We start from the raw sequence: 18,448 nt of genomic DNA, 5'->3' as shown, positions 1-18,448 counted from the left end.
AGCCTCAGTTGATGTCTACGTCTTTGCCGTTGATCTGAACCGCACCGCTGGCGCTGAAATCAAAACGCGTACCGTTGATGAGCACGGTGCCGTCGGATTTCATGACCAGGCTGGCCTGCCCGACCGTGATCTCCAGTTCGTCTCCGGCGTTGATGCTGTATTTCTTGCCGACGGTAGTGCTCTTCGAGAGCCCGACCTGTTCAAGCTGAGCCAAGCCGACTGCGGTGTTCATCGCGCCACCGACCGTCACCGCATAGCCTGCACCCACGGTGAGCGCTTTGGCAATCGCGACCGTTTCGGTCTTGCACTGACCTACTGAAACCGATTGGTTGGCGCCAATGCTGGTGGTCTCGTTCTGCCCCACATCCTCGGTGCGGTTGTCGCCGATCGAGATCGTTTCATTGTGATCGACGCGTTCGGTGCGGTTGCCGTGGACGGTGATGGTTTCGTTGTTGTCGACGGTCTCGGTGCGGTCGTGTTTAACGTGCACCGTTTCATTGTTGTCGATGGTCTTGGCTCGGTCATGACCGACCCAGTGGGACTCGTCGTGTTCGACTTCGATGCGCTGGTCTTTTTCGGCGTGCAGCCAAAGCTCTTCCGAGCCCTTCTTGTCTTCGAAGCGGATCGCGTTGGCGTTCTCGTAGGAGCCTTTCGGCGTGGAGCGCGTGAGGATGCCGCTTTGCGTCTTGTTGGCGGGAAGACTCCAGGGCGCCATCGTTTCGGCGTTGGGCACCATGCCGGTGATCAGCGGCCGATCGGGGTTGCCATCGAGGCATTGCACGATGACTTCGGTGCCGATGCGCGGAATGCTGGTCATGCCGAAGTTCGCCCCCGCCCAGGCGGTGGCGACCCGCAGCCAGCAGGAACTCTTCTCGTTGTAGCCGCCCTCGCGGTCCCAATGAAACTGCACGCGCACGCGGCCGTATTCGTCGGTGTAGATCTCTTCCCCGGCGGGACCGACCACCGTGGCGGTCTGCAGCCCGTAGACTTTGGGCTCGACGCTGTTGTAGCCGCGGCCCGGGCGCCAGGGGATCTTCTTCCTCAGGCAGGTGAAGACGTTGCGATAGGCCGGCGTGCTGTCGCCGCCGTGGGCGGCCATCTCGTAGTTGTTGGTGACGTGATGGTAGGTGTCGAGGATCAGCAACTGGGCGTCGGTGCCGCCGCTGCCGATGGCACCGAAGTCGAAGTGACCACGCAAGGTAAAGTGCCGCCCGGGTTGGGCATAGCGTTCGTTGCCGCTTGCCTCAAACCGCTTCGTGGCGGCCTCGATCTCTTCCATGCGCAGCTTGACCAACGCATCGCCTTCGCCGCTGTTCTGAAACCCGTAGGCGCCGGCGTATTCGTATACTTCCATCGCGGGCAGCTCGCCCTGCTGGTTGAGCGTGGGCACGTCGGCGCTAAGCGGATGCGGGTTCTTGAAGTCGAAGCTGCGGGCGCTGTAGCGCGTTGAGGCGACCTGGCGTACCGGTGTGAGGTTGGCAATCCCGTCGTCGTCTTGAGAGCCGCCTTCGGCTTGCCAGACCATGAAGGGCTCGCCGTCGATCGCTTCACACACTTGCGTGGTGTCGTCACCGATCACCAAGGTGTGGCCATCGGCCCGGTGCTCGTACCAATAGCTCCAGCCACGCGCTTCGAGTCGGCGATGCACGTAGTTGTAGTCACTCTCTCCGGCCTGGCAGGCGAAGGTCATCGGCGCATCCGCACCGATCACCCTCAAGCGCCAATCCTGCTGGGGATAGTCACCGAAGATGGCGTTGAGCTGCGCCTCGAGGTTCTGGTCATGGAACAGGTAGTGATCGAAGCGGTGGCGCAGGAACGCGAGCCACGGCCGCAATACCATCTTGTAGAAGGCCAGACCGCCGTCTACCCGCTCCAGACTGAACTCGAACACATGGCCATTGAAATGACGCAGGCTGCCATCTTCACGCACCAGCGAAAGTGTGACGCGCTTGCCGATCAGATCCTTGAGTTCGAGCGAGGCATCGTCCGAGAGTACTTCCGCCACGAACTCGAAGTCGCGCGACATGCGCTCGGTGGCACTGAGCTGATTGGCGAGCAGTTGCGCCGCCGGGCCGTCATTGCCGGGGAAAGCGAGCGTGAGGATGCGCTTATGCTGTGCGCCGAGCAAGGACGCGAGCGTCGCTGCGATGGCAGAGTCGTAGACAGTCATTGACGAGGTCCGAAGGGCGAATACGTAGGCGTGCGCGTCAGCGGTGGCTTTCCAGGTCGAGACGCGGAATCGTGCGTGCGTCCGCACCGGTGCCAAACGTGACGCCTTGTTCCGACCATGCAATGTGCCCCCAGCGCGCTACGGCCTCAATGTCGTCGGCGGCGGTACCCAGCACGATCGGCGTGTGCTCATAGCTCTGCCAGAGCGTCGGGCGCCCGACATAGACAGTGGCTGTGACCCGCACGCCAGCACCATCAGGCTCGGCGTAGACGTAGGCACCGTAGAGGGCTTTGCCTTGGGTGCCGTCTCCCCAGCTGACTGCGATCAGGTTCTGGTAGCGCTGCGCAGGTGGCCACGCCATGGCAAGGAGTGCAAAGGCAATAAGGAGCAGCGCAAGGCTGGCAGCGGCCAGTAAGCGATGGCCACGCGGCATGGCATCACTCATTGCATCAGGATGGCAAACGGGTTGGAGGATTTAGCGCCCAGAGCGGGCTTGGGGGTCACCGTCTTACTGGACTTGCCGACGGTCTCCGGTGCGAAGACTGGGCGCGGCGCTCTCCAGGCGACCCGCTTGCGAAGTACGCCACGGACATCAAACTCCTTCGCGTAGCACTGCTGATGAAACCTCTGCATCGCCTCGTCGGTGATCGTGATGCCGGCGAGGCGAACCGACTTGCCGCCGTCCCAGTTGTAGCGGTCATAGAAGTGGAAGTCGAAGTCCAGGGTGTACGCGAATTCGTCCTTCTCAGCGGCATCGATCTGCACAGCGCCTTGACCCCAGTAGGAGTAGCCGCCAATCGCAAAGAACAGGTTCGTGTCGTCGCGCTGGCGAAAGTAGCCATGCCCGAGCGCACCGGAGGTGATGGCTTGGCGGCCAGGCCGCAGGGTTTGGGCGAACGCTTTGGCCAAGGCCAACTCGCTGTCGAACTGACTGCGCAATTGCGCAGACTTGCCCAGCAACTCGGGCATGTTCAGCGTGTAGTCGTTGCCCGTGTTGTTGAGGTAGTGCCGCATGTGACGGACCGCATCGACGCCAATCGTGACATCCAGGCCGTGCGTGTCCATCGCCATCTCCAAGGCGCGCTTGTAGAGCAGGTACTGCGCCGTTTGCGGGGCGCTGCACCAGGCCCCGGAGCCCGGGTCCGGCTTGATCTTCGGCGGCGCGCTTCCGAGCAGGTAGTTCGGCATGTTGATCGGCAGTCAGTGGGCGCTCAGCGCGAGCGCGTGATACTTAGGTGCCCCCATCTCTGGAGCGCGGGCTTTCAACGCCGGCCGACCCAAACCACGGCCGAACCAACAGTGCTTCACGGGTAGAGAGCAGCTTTGCGTGTCAGAGCGGGAGCAGCGCGGATTCTAGGGCGAGCGGCACCAGCAACTATGCCAAATAGTTATCCGCTCGTATGCGAAATCTTCATCGCGTGAAGCGATTGCTGGAGACGGAACACGAAGCACCCCACAGAACTTGCTGGCCTAATGGACCACGCTGGCCAAAATCGACCAAGCTGACCCAAGCTGGCGCGCAGGCCCGAGTTGTCCGCGCTGGCCCAGGGCGGCCTCGCTCGCCCACGGTGGCTACGCTAGATCGAATGGATCATGCCGGTCAGCATGGTGAAGGCCAGCTTGCGCTTGTGCAGATAGCCGTCTTACGCCGACGTGTTTGAAACTGGGGCGTTTCAGGGGCGTAGGAGGTCGGACTCTCTCAAATAGAACCGATCGAGCGCCTGTCGCGCTAAGACGCACCGTCAGCGTGATTGGGTGGGCTGGTCGCGCTCGGATGATCGCTGCGCCGATCAGTGCAAGCAAGAACTGACGCGGAGTCCATTGTAGATATCGTCGACCTCTGTCAGACAACCCCGAGCCAACACCCTAGATCGAGGCAACCGCTGCGCCGAAGCTTCTCTTGACGTCCAACCGGCGCATCCCAATTGGTGCGGGCACTTCATCGGTGGGGAAACCTGAACGGTCGAATTGCGCAGGGCCTCTGCGGATAGGAGTGCTAGCATTCCCCCCGTTACTGTGCGCGAATCGCTGCATAGGGGTGGGCTGTCTAGCTAGTCGTCGAGGTACCGTCCATAGCCGTCTTCACGGCTAGCGCCGTGGCGGGTAATACGACCAGCTTCTCCTAAATCTTTGCTATAGACCCGCCGCTGGACTGAGGCAGGCATCGCACATTAGCGGATTGCCGAGTTACTCGACGGCGGCGCGCCTGATGGTCCCGAGACGCCGCGGCGTCTGGGGTCGCTCAGGGTTGGGTCGCGGGTGGACCTGGAGCTTACGATCGGCGAGCGTTGCTTGAGCGGGTTGGTGCAGGCTCGTCGCTAGGCAGCGGCGGGCTACGAGGCAGCGATTTCCGAGGGGCAACGCGCGGCGCTGGTAAGTGGCGCCCGCGCGGACCTTAAGCAGATCACGTTGGGGAACCTGCAGCCGGGCGATGCCGTCTAGGTGTTGAGGATCACCAAAAACTGACCCACTTATAGGGTCCGCGATCGCCGAAAACTGACCCACGTAGAGACACTGTCCCGCTCTGAGCTGAGCGGGGGAAACAGGAGTGATCAGCGTGGGCATGTTGGCCAAGATCAGGCGGCTGCATTTGCGCGATGGACTGTCCATCCGCGAGGTGAGTCGTCGCACGGGGTTGTCGCGCAACACCGTGCGTGAGTGGTTGCGCCAGGAGGGCGTAACCGAACCGAGGTACGCGAAGCGCGAGCGCCCCAGCGTGGTCGCGCCGTGGGCCGAGCAATTGGAAGCGGCGCTGCGCGCCGATGCGCATCGACCGGTGCGCGAGCGTCGTACGGCCAAAGCGCTTTTCGAGCAGATCCAGGCGTTGGGCTATTGCGGCAGCTACCCGCGCGTGGTGGTATGGGTGCGCCGCTGGCGCGAAGCGCAGGCGGCCGCGCCCCGGCGTGCGGCGTTTGTGCCGCTCGCCTTCGAACTCGGGGAAGCCTTCCAGTTCGACTGGAGTTGCGAGTACGTCTTCATCGGCGGCCTGCGTCGGCGCCTGGAAGTCGCGCATACCAAGCTTGCCGCCTCGCGTGCGTTCTGGCTTAGCGCCTACCCGAGCCAGAGCCATGAGATGTTGTTCGATGCGCATGCACGCGCGTTTGGCGCCTTCGGTGGTGTGCCGCGGCGCGGCATCTACGACAACATGAAAACGGCTGTCGATAAGGTCGGCGTCGGCAAAGCGCGTGCGGTGAATGCACGCTTCGCCGCGATGTGTTCGCACTACCTGTTCGAGCCCGAGTTCTGCAACCGCGCCAGCGGTTGGGAGAAAGGGATTGTCGAGAAGAACGTCCAGGATCAGCGACGCACGATCTGGCGCGAGGCGGCCGAGCAGCGCTGGCCGGATCTGGCGCACCTGAACGACTGGCTCGCCTCGCGTTGTCGCCAGAGCTGGGAAGACACTGCGCATCCGGACTGGCCGCTGCTGACTGTCGCCGACGTGCTGCAGGATGAGCGCGCCCAGTTGCTGCCGCTCGCCCAACGTTTCGATGGCTACATCGAACACCCGGTACGCGTCTCGCACACCGCGCTGATTCATTTCCAGCGCAATCGCTATAGCGTGCCGACCGCACACGTGAATGCCGTGTTGAGCCTGCGCATCTATCCGGAAGAGCTCGCGCTGATCGCCGAAGGTGGCATCGAAGTCGCGCGTCATCCGCGCTGTTTCGAGCGCGATCAGACGCGCTACGACTGGCGTCACTACATCGACCTGGTGCAGACCAAACCCGGTGCGTTGCGCAACGGCGCACCGTTTCGCGTCATGCCCGAGGCGCTGCAGCGCCTGCAGCGTCACCTGCTGCGCCACGCCGGGGGAGATCGCGTGATGGCGCAGGTGCTCGCGGCCGTGCCGATCCATGGGCTCGACGCCGTGCTGGTCGCGGCCGAACTCGCGCTGGAGGCCGGCCGCCCCAGCGCCGAGCATGTCCTCAACGTGCTCGCGCGGCTCAAGGAGGGCACGCCCAAGCATGTATCAACCGCCGCCTTGGTGCTGACCCTCAGCGAGGAGCCGCGGGCCGATGTGGATCGCTACGACCGACTGCGCGGAGGGCTGCAATGAGCAACGCGATTGTGATGCGCCTGAAGGCGCTCAAACTCCATGGCATGGCGGCCAACTGGCCGGAACTGCTGGCCCGCTGCCAGCATGCTGCGCTCGGCCCCGAGGCGCTCATCGAACAACTGCTCGAAGCTGAAACGGCCGAACGCACGGTGCGTTCGATCGCCTATCAGATGAGTGCGGCGCGCTTCCCGGCGCATCGCGATCGGGCGGGCTTTGATTTTGCGGCCGCACGCGTCGACCAAGCCCTCTTCGATACGCTGCACACCACGGCCTTCACCGAAGCCGCGCACAACGTGGTGTTCATTGGCGGTCCCGGCACCGGCAAGACGCATCTGGCTACCGCGCTCGGCGTGGAAGCGGTGCAGCGACACGGCAAGCGGGTGCGCTTTCACGCCACGATTGAGTTGGTGAACGCGCTCGAACAGGAGAAGGCAGCCGGCAAGGCCGGACAGATCGCGCATCGGCTGATGTACGCCGACATGCTGATCCTCGATGAGCTCGGCTATCTGCCGTTTAGCCAGGCGGGTGGCGCCTTGCTATTTCACCTGCTGAGCAAGCTCTACGAGCACACCAGCGTTGTGATCACCACCAACCTCAGCTTTTCCGAGTGGGGCTCCGTGTTCGGCGACGCGAAGATGACCACGGCGCTCCTCGATCGCCTCACCCATCACTGCCACATCGTGGAGACGGGCAACGATTCCTGGCGCTTCCGGCACAGCACAACCACCGCTGACGCACTTCGCGCCGCATCATCCAAGAAACGAAAAGGAGGAAAAACCGAACCGCAGGAACAACTGACTTTCACAGACCAAGGCCCCCTCGGGTAGCCTTGCAGGGTGGGTCAATTTTCAATGATCGCGCTGGGTCAGTTTTAGGTGATCCTCAACAAGTTGGGGGCCTTGAGCGCATAAGCCACGATGCCACGCAGCACGAGTGTCTCGGGTCTGACCAAGTAAGAGTCGAATCCCTCGCAGCGGTACGCGATACCCTCGGTCATCAGCGCGCTCTCGATTTCAATCGACAGATGCGGACTGCGCAGGATGACAGCCTGGTCCTCCGATCTGTTTGCCTCGTCACTCTTGCGCCAAGCCCTGATCGCCTTCACAACGTGTGGGGCAGCAGTCGCCGGGTTGGATGCCACGTATTCGCGTACCCAGATGTCGGCGCGAACGACGCGCCCTGACTCCGTGGGCGTTGTCTTCTTGTACGCGGTAGCGTGGGTCATCGCAGGCCCATGACGGAACGTCTTGCTCAGTCGCATTCGCTCGACGCCAGCGGCATTCACTAATGACATGACGAAGTCGACGGTCGCACCGCGACGGCTATGAATGACCTGATCGAAGTCACCAGCCGCCGTGATGAAGGTGCGCGGTGCGCGCTCCATGTGCTCGACCAATCGGGCGGTGATCGGGTTCATGTCCTGCATCTCGTCGATGACGATGACGCGGAACGCTGGCAGGGCGCTGGACGCGGACTGATCGAGTAGACGAACCAAATCGAAGACGGCGTCCTCAGATGTCCGCCAAATCACATCGACGAGACGGCGCTGGCGCTCTACCTCAACGTGCAGTCTCAACAGGAACGGATCGATGTCACGCTCGCGCGCGTGCTCCTCAATGGGTTCGGCGTTCTCTTCATCAGCGTCATTGAGCCCATACATCTGCGCCTTCAGGAATTGGGAGATCTCGAGGAACTCGGCGATCTGAGCGTTGTATTCGGGTAGCGCCGAACTGATTGCGACACATCTTGCCTCCGCACGCCGGCGCACGTGGCGAACCGCTTCGCGAACCATGGGAGCCAACTCCTCTGGCCGATCACGAACCGGCGCGCGATCGTTGAATTGGTCAGCGAGCACCTGAAGGGCGAAAGCACGGAACGTCTGGATCCGAACATGCCGGGCGAGCGTCGGAGCGACGCCGATTTCCTCGAGACGGCCACGCAGCACTGCGGCTGCCTCATCCGAAAAGGTCAGACCGAGCAGATGCTCTGGCGCGACCTGGCGCCGCAGCGACTCTGCGAGTCGCAGCGCCAAGGTCGTGGTCTTCGCTGCACCTGCGTCCGCTACCACAACCACTTTCCGTTCTCGGTGCGTCTGGATCGCCAACTGCTCGTCAGTCGGCGGGAAATTGGTCGGTTTGAATCGAGGCTCGCTAGGGGTCATGGTGACGTCAGAAGGTTCATACGAGAGAGGCAGATGGTTCCCGGGAGGCCATGGTCCCCCGGACACAATGAAGGTCTTTGGTGATGCCTCTCGGCAGAAGAAGCGGCGGGAGTTTACGCTTCCTCGGGTGCCCGACTCGCCAACTTGGGGTCTGCCAACCGCGACACAGATAACTTTAATATTATCGCTTGGGTGCGATCCGCAATGATGAACGCCATATCGTGCCCGGACTGAGTCCGATACGGTTTTGTGACGTCACTCTACTTGCCGAGGACGGGGGCCGACTCCGGCCCCACGAGATATCAGTCCGCCTGCGTGTGATGGGCCAGGGCATTCTTCGCGCTGCGCACGGTGCGGAAATCGCGCCAGATGCGCGAGCAGGATGATGGGTCCCACCACGACGCCGATGAGCCCTACTGCGAATGCTTGGACAGCGAATTTGATCCACCGCATCAGTGGTGAGTAGTAGCCACCGCTCGGAGAAAAGTAGCGCCCCAAGAACTGCCAACCGGACGGGAGGAAGCCCGCGATCAGCGCGAACCAGAGCGCTAGACCAAAGGATGTCTGACCAATGAAGCGCAGGAACGCCCCGACGAACAGGACGCCCATGAGCGCGAGTTGAAGCCAGAGCGACCTCGTAATGCCCTTGTTATGCGTAGTGAGTGCAGACGCCTACCGGACATCCACGACCAATGCGTCCTTCCAGTGCCAGAGCGTTGTCGCGGCGTCGTGGTAGCGGTGGTTCGGCAACTCCTGTTCCATGAAGCGTACGACGGCGCTCGCTTCCGCTTTCAGACCGACCAGGGAGAGCGACTCAATCATCCGCGAGATACGGTAGTCGTGATCGCCGCTGCGGTTGGCCCACCAGTCGAAGCGGCGCTCCCAGTTGCCGGCTTTGCACACTTCGCCTTCGACCCAATCGAGGCCAAGTACCGCCAGCGTGCGTGCAAACGAGCGTCGCATGGCGTCGATGACCGCGGCGTCCTGCGCGAAGATCGCGAAGTCTTCCGGCGTCGGTGCCGGGCCCAAGGGGCAATTGCGCCCCTTTCGAGGCAGCGGAAACTGCCATCCCGCCAGGTCCGGTGCGGTGCAGTAGTCAAGGTCCGACATCTCCAGGATGCGCTGGAGCGAGCGGCCTGCATGATCCTTGCCGTATCCCACCAGGAAAGCGTGTGCAGCGGCCCCGTTGGAACTCAGTTGTCCAAGGGATGGCATCGGAGCCGCCGGCCGCGCGAGGCGCTCGGCCAGGCGCTTCACGACGTGCATCGAGCCCCCGAGCACACACTCATCGACTAGATCCATGCTCGCCCGCGGCCCGGAGCCGAGCATCACGATGATCGCGCCGCGCGACCGAGCCTTCTCGATCAGAGACCGCGTCGGGGTGAGCGTCATATCACTTTCCACCACCAAGATAACGTCAGAGCGCTTTGCCCGCAGTTGCGCCTCGTTCAGGGCCATGTCATAAGGAAGTTCATCGAGCAGCGTGATCGCCGGTCTGCGGCACGGCGCGTAGCGTCTGCAATGGTGGCATGTAGTCGCACTGTCGCTCAGCGGTGCGCCACATTCGCCGCAGGAATCCTTGAAAAGGGAACCGAAGAGTTCAATCGGCGCAGGCACCCCTGCGCGCTGCAGCCATTCGTCGGTGCGCTCGGTCATGATCCATGGGCAGCCCAGTGTGCGATAGAGCTTTTGGACCTCGCTGAAGAGCGCGGGTATCGGGTGTTGCTTAAGTTCGGTGCGCAGACCGTTCCAATGTGCCAGAAAGCCGGTCGGGTCAGCGTGAAATGCGGCCGCACTGGCAAAGCGCTTGCGGTCTGCGCTCCGCCAAGCGTAGAAGTTCTCTCCGCGGGCCAGGCCGTTCTGACTGATTGCGTATCCGGAGCCGACCAGTATCGTCACGGTCTCGGCTGCCTGAAGCCGGCGGGCCACGCTCTCGATCTGGATCGGCGAAACAGCCTCTTCGTCGCGGTCGCGGTAGGCGCCATACAGGTGCTTGCGAGCGCGCTTGCGCTGGTACATGTCTTCGTCCGCGTGCTTGAGGAAGGACTTCGGATTGTCAGCCGACTGGGCCTCGGCGACGCCGATGGAGAGGCTCACGCGTAGGCCGGTCCTGACCTTCGCCCAGTCGCGGCTACGCACCTGCGCTTCGATGCGGTCGCAGATGAGACGTGCCACTTCATCCGTCGTGCCGCGAAAGAGCAGGGCGAACTCGTCGCCGCCGATACGGGCGGCGAGATCGCGCTCGCGCACATTGGCGCAAAGCACCGCCCCAACTTCCTTGAGGACCAGATCGCCCATCTCATGGCCAAACACATCATTGATCTGTTTGAAGCGGTCCAGATCGATCAGCGCGACCGAGAACGGCTCACCTGCGTCGTGCGCCTGTGCGAGCCATTCACCGATGCTGTCCTCGAAGCGGCGCTTGTTGGCAACGCCGGTCAGGCTGTCTTCATAGGCGAGCTTTTCGAGTTCGAGCGTATGTGCCCGCAGCGCCCGGTTGGCCTGCGCGTTCGTGCGCGCTTCGATCAGGGTGGTGGCCGCGAGTCGGCGCTCACTCAGGTCGCGGTTCAGGCGCTGCTGCTCGATCTGCGTCAGTTCAAGCATCACTTCGAATGCGACGTCCCGGGCGTTGAGCGCCCGCATTGCCGATGCAGCGGCCTGACGCGCGAGCACGCCCAGCGCCTCGCTCTCCAGCGCATTGGCAGCAATGCATGCCGTTGAGAGGTGATCGCGGATCGAATCGGTGCTGCGACTTAGGTACCCGCGCTCGATACCGATGAGCGCATCGAGCAAGGCAGGCAGCGCCTCAGGGCTATTGGAAGTGCGGCGCGATATAGCCTCGTGACCTGTCGCGTCAGCGGCGTCGGGGGCGTCACCTTTGATCGCCCGCAAACTCAGCTGAAAGCGCGCCATCAAATCTACCGTCGCCTGCTGCCCGGGGAAAACGCACTTCGGCGACGGCCCTGGTCGCACCGCGGCGGGCGTCGGTGTGTCATCGGTCAGTTCGGGGCGTGCGGCTTGCGGCCACGCGCGCAGATCGATCCAGTCTCGGTATGCGATCCAGGCAGACAGTTCGGCAAGTTCGGCCGGTGCGGCCAGTGCCGGATCGGTGGCGGAGCGTTCGGCAATCCGCTGGAGGGTGCGGCGCGCCATCGCGACGTTGGCGTTCCACAGGTAGGCATGGGCCAACGCGATGTCGGCGCGCAGCGTCCATTGGCCGGATGGCGTGCGTGCAGCCAGTTCGGTGGCAAGCAGCGCGAGCTCGAGTGACGCCACCGGCTGCCCGATACGGGCGCTCGCCAGCGACTGAACCGCCAGCGCGCTGATTTCGGTAGTGAGGTCTTGCGCCGCTTGGGCGGCCTCGACGGCGCGCCCGGCGGCGTCGCGCGCACGCCGCAGCCTTCCCAGCGCGAGATCGAACAAGGATTGGCCGAATTCGATCGCGATGCGATGCGCTGCCGATGCTTCCGCTCGCGTGTGGTGCAGAGCGCCTTCGGCGGCATCGAACTGTCCGGCCGTCAGGAGGGCTTCGACGGTATCGGTGAGCTGAGGGTGACGGGCGTCGGTGGTCAATGTGCCTTCAGGGGCGAGGCGATCAGTCGGCATGGTCTGCGGTGGGAAAACGGAAGGTAGGTGCGCCGAGCGGAGCATTGGCTACGTGCGGCGGTGGCGTATGAGTTGGGGGGACATCAGATTGCTCGGCATGGGAGGGATAACGACTGCGCTCGCGCGAGCTTGAGCTGACTGCTTGGTCAGGCGTCTGTTTCGTTGGCGATGCCATAAAGCACTTGCCCGGTCGGGCCGGCGCTGACTGCGCTTTCGCAGTGGCCCGCCTGGTCGTCGAAGAAAAAGTCCGGTTCGAATGCTTTGAGGAAGGGGCCTTTGGGCAGACCGCCGAGAAAGCAGGCTTCATCGACCTCGATGCCCCAGTGCAGCAGGGTGCGGATCGCGCGCTCATGCGCCGGGGCGCTGCGGGCGGTCACCAGTGCGGTACGAATCTGCACGGTGTTTTCGCGCGCACGCGACTGCAAGCCATGCAGCGCGGCGAGGAAAGGTTTGAAGGGTCCCGCTGGCAGCGGCTCGTTGATGCGGATCACCTCGTGCTCGACAAAGCGCGCCAGGCTCTCACCCTTGAACACCCGTTCGGCCTGATCGCTGAACAGCACCGCGTCACCGTCGAAGGCGATGCGGATCTCGTCCGGGTTGCGCGCCGCATCGGCGGCGGAGGCGGGATAGACCTGGGCGGCCGGATAGCCAGCGAGCAAGGCTGCACGCACGTCCTGCGGATTGGCCGAGAGGAACAGGGAGGCATTGAGCGGCGCGAGGTAGCGGTGCGGCGAGCGCCCGCGGGTGAAGATGCCGCGTTCGATCGACAGCCCGTAGTGTTTGGCGGCGCGGAAGATGCGCAGGCCACTGACCGGGTCGTTGCGCGACGCGATCACCACCTCCACCGGCTGTGTCGACGCGCTGTTCAGACGCAGCAGTTTTTGCACCAGCGGATACGCGACCCCGGTCGGCGGGGGATCGTCGAGGCGTTCGAGCTGCAAGGCCCGATAGGCGCCATCGTCACCCGTTTCAAAGACCGCGTTCTCTGATTCCAGGTCGAAAAGCGCGCGCGAGGAAATGGCGACAACCAGTTTTCCGTCAAGGGTCGGGGACATCGCTGTGCCTCTCAGTTCGTGTTCGCTTGATCCGTCATCGCCACGGCATCGCTCGCAGGCGTCGCCAGCCCTCAGGGATCCAGAAGAGCGCGGGCAACGCGAGCACCAAGCACAGCGCTTCCGTGCCTTCCCACGACAACGCGCCTTGCAGCGGATTGGCCTCGGTCAGTGGCCACCATGGCCGAATGTCCTGATGCACGATACCGTCGAGCAGCAGGTGGCTCAGCGTGCCGGCCAAGGCCCCGGCCAGCGCCGAGCGGGCTGAGATGCGGACGCCCAATGCGCGTTCCGGCCATCGTTTGATGGCGACACAGATCAGCGTGATCAGCAAGGCGCCGGCCAGGGTATGCGAATAACCATGCAGCACGCTCGCGCCACGTAGCATGCCGATGCCCGGTTCCAGGTCGATCAGGATCTGTGCGCAGGTGAAGCTTGCAAGGCTCATGCGCGGGCCTGCCACGCGCTTGAGCGTGATGCCGGGGCCAAGGTGGAAGGGCGTGAAAGGCATCGCTGTCTTCGGCGGACGGTCGGTGATGAAAGTCGGGCGCCCTGGCGATCAGGGCGTCCAGTCCCAGGCGAGTCTAGTCCAGTCCAGCGCATCGATCCGCGTGAGCACCCAGGGCTCGGTCGGAACACCGATGGCATCCTGGAACCACACAGCCGCGAGGGATGAGTAACACCCGCCCTGGTCACGTGCGACCTCGGACGATTCTCACACCCCGATGCATGTGATAAAGCCGACGCGCTGCCAGCGCTCGCTACTCCCGTCGCTTCGCGTGACCTCCCCCACGAAGCGCTGAGGCGTCAGCAATACAGGCGTTCCGAAATGGGGCGGTAACCGGCCGCGCGCGCTGCGCAGAGCTTCCTTGCCGCGATATTCGATCTCATCCCGGATCTGACCGGGCAGGCCACACAGCATGCCATCGTAGGTCCCGAATTGAATCAGCTCAGTCAAAGTGATCACTCGCCCATCGGCCAGCGTGCGCGTCCAGCGCGGATGCGTCAGCGGATGGCCTTTCGTGTGGCCGCTATCGATGACCGGCCCGTTGGCGCTGCAGCGCTTGGCCTGCATCTCGAACATCTCGCGTTCTGCTTCGTTCAGATCGCCGTGCATGGACTGTCTCCAGTAAGGACTTCGGGTTGGAGCTGGCTCGGAGGGCCTCGTAGAGCTCGCGCAGCGACGCGGCACCGAGGCGACAGCGATCCATCAAGATGATGATCTCGGCGGGAGCAAGGCGGCCGGTCAGCAGCCGTCGCACCGAATCGAAGGGCGGTCCGATGTGCGTGCCCAGGGCAGCGATGCTTCCAGCGCGACCGCCGTATCGTCAGCCGTGTAACGGTGCGCGCTTGCGTGGCGCAAAAAAAGGGAGGAGCCGCGCGCGACGGCCGGTTGGGGCTTCGAGGATATGCGTGGATTTCGCGATCGGGCGGCTGATGCTGGTCGCCCTTAGGATCGAGCGTTTGGATGTGGTCGAGCAGGGCTTTGGAACGAGGACACCTAGCTTGCTGTTACGAAGCTCGGGGGTGATGCGCCGTGACGAGGCACATGGCGTGTAACTCCAATCCCATGCCTGACGGGGGGCCTCTGGGCGAGCGACGTCGCGGGGGCTGCCCGACGTCATTCGGTCCGCGTCAATCAGAACCTCAGTGAGTTCGATGAGCAGGCCTGTGTCATTGAAGAGCACCTTTGATGATCGTGGCGCGTGGCGAGAGTCCGTCCTGCAGAGCAGCCTGTCCGGCTTTTCGCCCCTCCAGGCTGACGCCGGTCAGGTATTTATCGCGCGCCCGCGCCTAGAAGCAGAACGCGGGCCTCTGACAGGCATCGCAATCTATTGGCGGAGGCGATCAGCCTGATGACGTTCCAACTCGAATCCCTTTAGGGCGCTCTTGTCGAGTGAGTCATTGGCCAAACAGAAATGCCCAACGTATGTGCTTGGCGGGCGAGAGGCGCCCGGCGGGTGCTAAAGCGCCCGCGGCTCCAAAGAGCAGCTGTCGTGCGTGGGATTCACGTACCTTGCCTTGCCAACAACGCCAAGACTGCGGAGCTGTCCGCTGCACCGGTGGCCGGCTTGCTCGGTCGCGAAGCGGGAAAATTCGGGAGAAGACTCTGGGGAAAACCGCAGCACTAGAGAGTACTTCGCGGTACATCGACGTACAAAAAACGAATAAAACCAATGGTGCGGGTGAAAGGACTCGAACCTTCACGCCTTGCGGCGCCAGAACCTAAATCTGGTGCGTCTACCAATTTCGCCACACCCGCACAGGGTGACTGAGGGGCGCGATTATAGCGTGTTCGAACGCTTCCGCGGCCCCTCTGGTGCTGATCGTTACGCGACGAGCGACTCGCCCTTGTGCGCCTGAATGATTTGGATCAGTTGGGCAAACACCTTCGGTGTGCCGGCGACGATATTGCCGGTGCTGACGTAGTTGGCGTCGCCAGCAAAATCGCTGACAAGGCCACCGGCTTCCTGAACCATCAGCGCAGCCGCGGCAAAATCCCAAGGCGCGAGGCCGATCTCGAAGAAGGCGTCGAAGCGGCCGCAGGCAACATAGGCGAGGTCCAACGAGGCGGCACCGGGGCGGCGCAGGCCGGCGGTTTTCTCGGTCAGCTCGCGGAACATCTTCATGTACGCGTCGGCATGCTCGAATGCGCGGTATGGGAAGCCGGTGCCGACGAGCGAATCGTTCAGGCGAATCCGGCGCGAGACGCGAATACGGCGGTCGTTCAGGAAGGCGCCGCGCCCGCGCGAGGCAGTGAATAGTTCATTGCGGGTCGGGTCGTACACAACGCCGTGCTGCACGACGCCGGCTTGCGCATACGCAATCGACACGGCGTACTGCGGAAAACCATGGATGAAGTTGGTCGTGCCATCAAGAGGATCGATGATCCACTGGTGCTCGCTCTCGCCGAGGGCGCCGGACTCCTCTGCTAGAATTGCGTGGTCCGGATAGGCTTCACGGATCGTCTCGATGATCGACGCTTCGGCTGCGCGATCGACTTCGGTAACGAATTCGTTGGGCTGTTTGGTGCGTACCTCGACTTGGTCGAGATCCATCGATGCGCGGTTGATGATGCCGGCCGCGCGGCGCGCTGCCTTGACGGCGATGTTGAGCGTCGGGTGCATGAAGTGCGTCTGCCTTGCTGCGGCGTGAGCCGCTTGGTCGTCGGCCCGCAGCGAACGGCGGGCTATTCGAATTCGTAAAACCCTACATTCTACTATGACTGAGCCTTTGGCGCTGCGCCGGATTCGTGTTGTTCTATCGCGCCCCAGTCATCCGGGCAATATTGGCGCGGCAGCGCGAGCGATGAAGACGATGGGACTGCATCAGCTTGTGCTGGTGTCGCCCAAGGAATTCCCGAGCGCCGAGGCGACCGCGCGCGCGTCCGGTGCGACCGACGTGCTTGAAAATGCGCGTGTCGTCGATAGTTTGGAAGAGGCGCTGGCTGGTACGGTGATGGCTGCAGCATTCACCTCTCGGATCCGCGAAATGTGCGCTGCGCCGCGGTGGGCGAGTGAGGCTTCCGGCGAGTTGCTGTCGTTTGCAGGGCAAGGTGATGTGGCCATTGTGTTCGGCAATGAAACCTTCGGGCTGTCGAACGAAGAAGTGATGCTGTGCCAGCGTGCGGTGACCATTCCCGCCAATCCGGAATACGCGTCGCTGAACCTTGGGGCCGCAGTGCAGGTAATCGCGTACGAGTTACGGCGAACTGCGCTTGAAGGGCGGTTGGCGCCGCTGCCGCAGGCCTTGGGTGAGGTGGCGCCGCATGAGGACGTTGAGCGACTGATCGCACATTTTGAACGTGCAATGATTGCGTCCGGCTTTCTGGACCCGGATAAGCCGCGCCGTTTGATTCCCCGTCTTCGTCGGCTCTTTGGTCGTGCGGCCGTCGAGCGGGAGGAAGTCGCGATCCTCCGCGGCATGCTCGCGAGTTTTGAGCCTAAAGTTGACCGGAATACTCGGGATTTCTAGCATTTCACCTCGAACCGTATTTGTACTGAAACCTGACAGGAAGCCCCATGTTTGCGCGATTGCGTGAAGACATCGCCAGCGTTCTCGAACGCGACCCCGCCGCCCGTTCGCGCTGGGAGGTGCTGACCTGTTACCCGGGTGTGCACGCGCTGATCTACCACCGGGTTGCGAACGCACTCTGGCGGCGAGAGTTTCACTGGGCTGCGCGGTTTGTGTCGCAGATTTCGCGTTGGCTCACCGGAATCGAGATCCATCCTGGGGCGCGGATTGGGCGGCGTGTGTTCATCGATCACGGCATGGGTGTTGTGATCGGCGAAACGGCTGATATTGGCGACGACTGCACGATTTATCAGGGCGTCACGCTCGGTGGTACCTCGCTCTACCGCGGTACGAAACGTCACCCAACGCTTGAAGCGGGTGTCGTGATCGGTGCGGGAGCGAAGGTGCTGGGCGGCTTTACGGTTGGGGCTGGCGCCAAGGTCGGTTCGAACGCGGTGGTGGTGAAGCCCGTTCCGGCCGGGGCTACGGCGGTAGGTAACCCGGCCCGGATCATCGAGTCGGCGCGCGACCAGGCGCGAGAAGAGAAGGCCATGGAGATGGGCTTCTCCGCCTACGGGGTGACGCAGAACATGGACGACCCGGTATCCAAGGCGATGCACGGTCTGCTGGATCATGCGGTTGAGACCGACCGACGCTTCGAGGTGCTGGTAGCGCGACTCAAGGCGGCTGGCTTCGACCTGGATGCCGACGTTGCTGCCTGCGACCGTTTCGATCCGAACCAGCTCTCGAAGATGGTCGATTAAGGCTCCCGCGGTGCCCTAATGTTGACTGATTTGATCAGGAATTGTATTCTTGAGTAAATCGATCAACTATTGAGGTCGTGTCCCGCCGATGTGTGCAGGGGCCGACTGGTGCGGGAACGAACGATGAGACTGACAACCAAGGGGCGTTTTGCGGTGACCGCGATGATCGACCTCGCGCTGCGCGAGGGCGATGGCCCGGTGACTTTGTCAGGGATCAGTGAGCGTCAGCGCATCTCACTTTCCTATCTTGAGCAGCTCTTCGGCAAGCTTCGCCGCCATAACCTGGTGGCCAGCGTTCGCGGGCCCGGCGGCGGCTACTGTTTGGCCCGGCCAGCACCCGAGATTTCGGTCGCGGACATCATCTTCGCCGTTGATGAGCCGCTCGATGCAACGCAGTGCGGTGGCAAGGAGAATTGCCAGGACGAGCACCGCTGCATGACGCACGACCTCTGGACGAATCTGAACAAGCGCATGTACGAGTATCTGCACTCGGTTACGCTGGGCACGCTGGTTTCGCAGCAGCGCGCGCGGGCCGAAGGTCAGCAGGTCCTGCACGATGAGCGTGCCTGTATCGCTAAGGGCAAGCAAAAGCTCAAGCCGGAGGCGATTGCCCCCGCCTGATCG

14 protein-coding genes and 1 tRNA gene are annotated in these 18,448 nt (G+C 63.0%); 5 read left to right on the top strand and 10 right to left on the bottom strand.

Features of this window, described 5'->3' with window-relative positions:
• Positions 1-4: 4 nt before the first annotated feature.
• The 3 genes from JY500_RS11620 to JY500_RS11610 are packed head-to-tail and all read right to left on the bottom strand — an operon-like array spanning position 5 to position 3,358.
• The gene (locus JY500_RS11620) at positions 5-2,170 is read right to left on the bottom strand and encodes a type VI secretion system Vgr family protein (RefSeq protein ID WP_206252490.1); all 2,166 of its coding nucleotides are present in this window, start codon (positions 2,168-2,170) and stop codon (positions 5-7) included.
• 37 nt (positions 2,171-2,207) lie between these two features.
• Positions 2,208-2,603: a hypothetical protein gene (locus JY500_RS11615; RefSeq protein WP_206252481.1), complete on the bottom strand. Its 396-nt coding sequence runs from the start codon at positions 2,601-2,603 to the stop codon at positions 2,208-2,210.
• A gap of 8 nt (positions 2,604-2,611) precedes the next feature.
• Positions 2,612-3,358: a hypothetical protein gene (locus JY500_RS11610; RefSeq protein ID WP_206252479.1), complete on the bottom strand. Its 747-nt coding sequence runs from the start codon at positions 3,356-3,358 to the stop codon at positions 2,612-2,614.
• Positions 3,359-4,727: 1,369 nt separating this feature from the next.
• Here JY500_RS11610 and istA point away from each other — a divergent pair.
• Complete coding sequence (istA, locus tag JY500_RS11605) at positions 4,728-6,227, top strand: IS21 family transposase (RefSeq protein WP_206252477.1); 1,500 nt, start codon at positions 4,728-4,730, stop codon at positions 6,225-6,227.
• Positions 6,224-7,054 carry an IS21-like element helper ATPase IstB gene (istB, locus tag JY500_RS11600; protein WP_206252475.1) on the top strand — a complete coding sequence of 277 codons (831 nt, stop codon included), beginning with the start codon at positions 6,224-6,226 and terminating at the stop codon, positions 7,052-7,054. The genes istA and istB overlap by 4 nt, the downstream gene beginning before the upstream one ends.
• 44 nt (positions 7,055-7,098) lie before the next feature.
• Here the strand turns inward: istB and JY500_RS11595 are convergent, their stop codons facing one another.
• From JY500_RS11595 to JY500_RS11565, 7 genes are all read right to left on the bottom strand, one after another.
• The gene (locus tag JY500_RS11595; protein WP_206252474.1) at positions 7,099-8,388 is read right to left on the bottom strand and encodes a UvrD-helicase domain-containing protein; all 1,290 of its coding nucleotides are present in this window, start codon (positions 8,386-8,388) and stop codon (positions 7,099-7,101) included.
• A gap of 672 nt (positions 8,389-9,060) precedes the next feature.
• Complete coding sequence (locus JY500_RS11590) at positions 9,061-11,994, bottom strand: diguanylate cyclase (protein WP_206252472.1); 2,934 nt, start codon at positions 11,992-11,994, stop codon at positions 9,061-9,063.
• Between the two features lie 146 nt (positions 11,995-12,140).
• On the bottom strand, positions 12,141-13,049 hold the full coding sequence (locus JY500_RS11585; protein WP_206252463.1) for a 5'-nucleotidase: 909 nt from the start codon (positions 13,047-13,049) through the stop codon (positions 12,141-12,143).
• Positions 13,050-13,083: 34 nt separating this feature from the next.
• Positions 13,084-13,557, bottom strand: a complete 474-nt coding sequence (locus JY500_RS11580; protein ID WP_206252461.1) for a metal-dependent hydrolase — start codon at positions 13,555-13,557, stop codon at positions 13,084-13,086.
• A 204-nt stretch (positions 13,558-13,761) separates the two neighbouring features.
• Positions 13,762-14,163: a hypothetical protein gene (locus tag JY500_RS11575; protein ID WP_206252460.1), complete on the bottom strand. Its 402-nt coding sequence runs from the start codon at positions 14,161-14,163 to the stop codon at positions 13,762-13,764.
• A gap of 1,061 nt (positions 14,164-15,224) precedes the next feature.
• A tRNA-Leu gene (locus JY500_RS11570) sits at positions 15,225-15,309 on the bottom strand.
• Between the two features lie 67 nt (positions 15,310-15,376).
• Positions 15,377-16,174: an inositol monophosphatase family protein gene (locus JY500_RS11565; RefSeq protein ID WP_172202736.1), complete on the bottom strand. Its 798-nt coding sequence runs from the start codon at positions 16,172-16,174 to the stop codon at positions 15,377-15,379.
• Between the two features lie 94 nt (positions 16,175-16,268).
• On the opposite strand from JY500_RS11565, the gene JY500_RS11560 reads away from it, so the two are divergent.
• From JY500_RS11560 to iscR, 3 genes are all read left to right on the top strand, one after another.
• Complete coding sequence (locus JY500_RS11560; RefSeq protein WP_206252458.1) at positions 16,269-17,021, top strand: RNA methyltransferase; 753 nt, start codon at positions 16,269-16,271, stop codon at positions 17,019-17,021.
• Between the two features lie 47 nt (positions 17,022-17,068).
• Positions 17,069-17,824, top strand: a complete 756-nt coding sequence (gene cysE / locus JY500_RS11555) for a serine O-acetyltransferase (protein ID WP_206252456.1) — start codon at positions 17,069-17,071, stop codon at positions 17,822-17,824.
• Positions 17,825-17,947: 123 nt separating this feature from the next.
• A complete protein-coding gene (iscR, locus tag JY500_RS11550; RefSeq protein WP_206252454.1) occupies positions 17,948-18,445 on the top strand; it encodes a Fe-S cluster assembly transcriptional regulator IscR in 498 nt (165 codons plus the stop codon).
• The last annotated feature ends 3 nt before the right edge of the window (positions 18,446-18,448 follow it).

The organism is Niveibacterium microcysteis (genome assembly GCF_017161445.1).
Classification (GTDB): Bacteria; Pseudomonadota; Gammaproteobacteria; order Burkholderiales; family Rhodocyclaceae; genus Niveibacterium; species Niveibacterium microcysteis.
The sequence above is the reverse complement of the archived record's forward strand: the minus strand, read 5'-3'. Positions and strand labels throughout refer to the sequence as shown.

Excerpts from the sequence above, each read along its gene's own strand:
- JY500_RS11590 (WP_206252472.1), bottom strand. The coding sequence starts at position 11,994 with ATGCCGACTGATCGCCTCGCCCCTGAAGGCACATTGACCACCGACGCC.
- cysE (WP_206252456.1), top strand. The coding sequence starts at position 17,069 with ATGTTTGCGCGATTGCGTGAAGACATCGCCAGCGTTCTCGAACGCGAC.
- JY500_RS11560 (WP_206252458.1), top strand. The coding sequence starts at position 16,269 with ATGACTGAGCCTTTGGCGCTGCGCCGGATTCGTGTTGTTCTATCGCGC.
- JY500_RS11620 (WP_206252490.1), bottom strand. The coding sequence starts at position 2,170 with ATGACTGTCTACGACTCTGCCATCGCAGCGACGCTCGCGTCCTTGCTC.
- JY500_RS11575 (WP_206252460.1), bottom strand. The coding sequence starts at position 14,163 with ATGCACGGCGATCTGAACGAAGCAGAACGCGAGATGTTCGAGATGCAG.
- iscR (WP_206252454.1), top strand. The coding sequence starts at position 17,948 with ATGAGACTGACAACCAAGGGGCGTTTTGCGGTGACCGCGATGATCGAC.
- JY500_RS11615 (WP_206252481.1), bottom strand. The coding sequence starts at position 2,603 with ATGCCGCGTGGCCATCGCTTACTGGCCGCTGCCAGCCTTGCGCTGCTC.
- JY500_RS11565 (WP_172202736.1), bottom strand. The coding sequence starts at position 16,174 with ATGCACCCGACGCTCAACATCGCCGTCAAGGCAGCGCGCCGCGCGGCC.
- JY500_RS11595 (WP_206252474.1), bottom strand. The coding sequence starts at position 8,388 with ATGACCCCTAGCGAGCCTCGATTCAAACCGACCAATTTCCCGCCGACT.
- JY500_RS11585 (WP_206252463.1), bottom strand. The coding sequence starts at position 13,049 with ATGTCCCCGACCCTTGACGGAAAACTGGTTGTCGCCATTTCCTCGCGC.
- istB (WP_206252475.1), top strand. The coding sequence starts at position 6,224 with ATGAGCAACGCGATTGTGATGCGCCTGAAGGCGCTCAAACTCCATGGC.
- JY500_RS11580 (WP_206252461.1), bottom strand. The coding sequence starts at position 13,557 with ATGCCTTTCACGCCCTTCCACCTTGGCCCCGGCATCACGCTCAAGCGC.
- JY500_RS11610 (WP_206252479.1), bottom strand. The coding sequence starts at position 3,358 with ATGCCGAACTACCTGCTCGGAAGCGCGCCGCCGAAGATCAAGCCGGAC.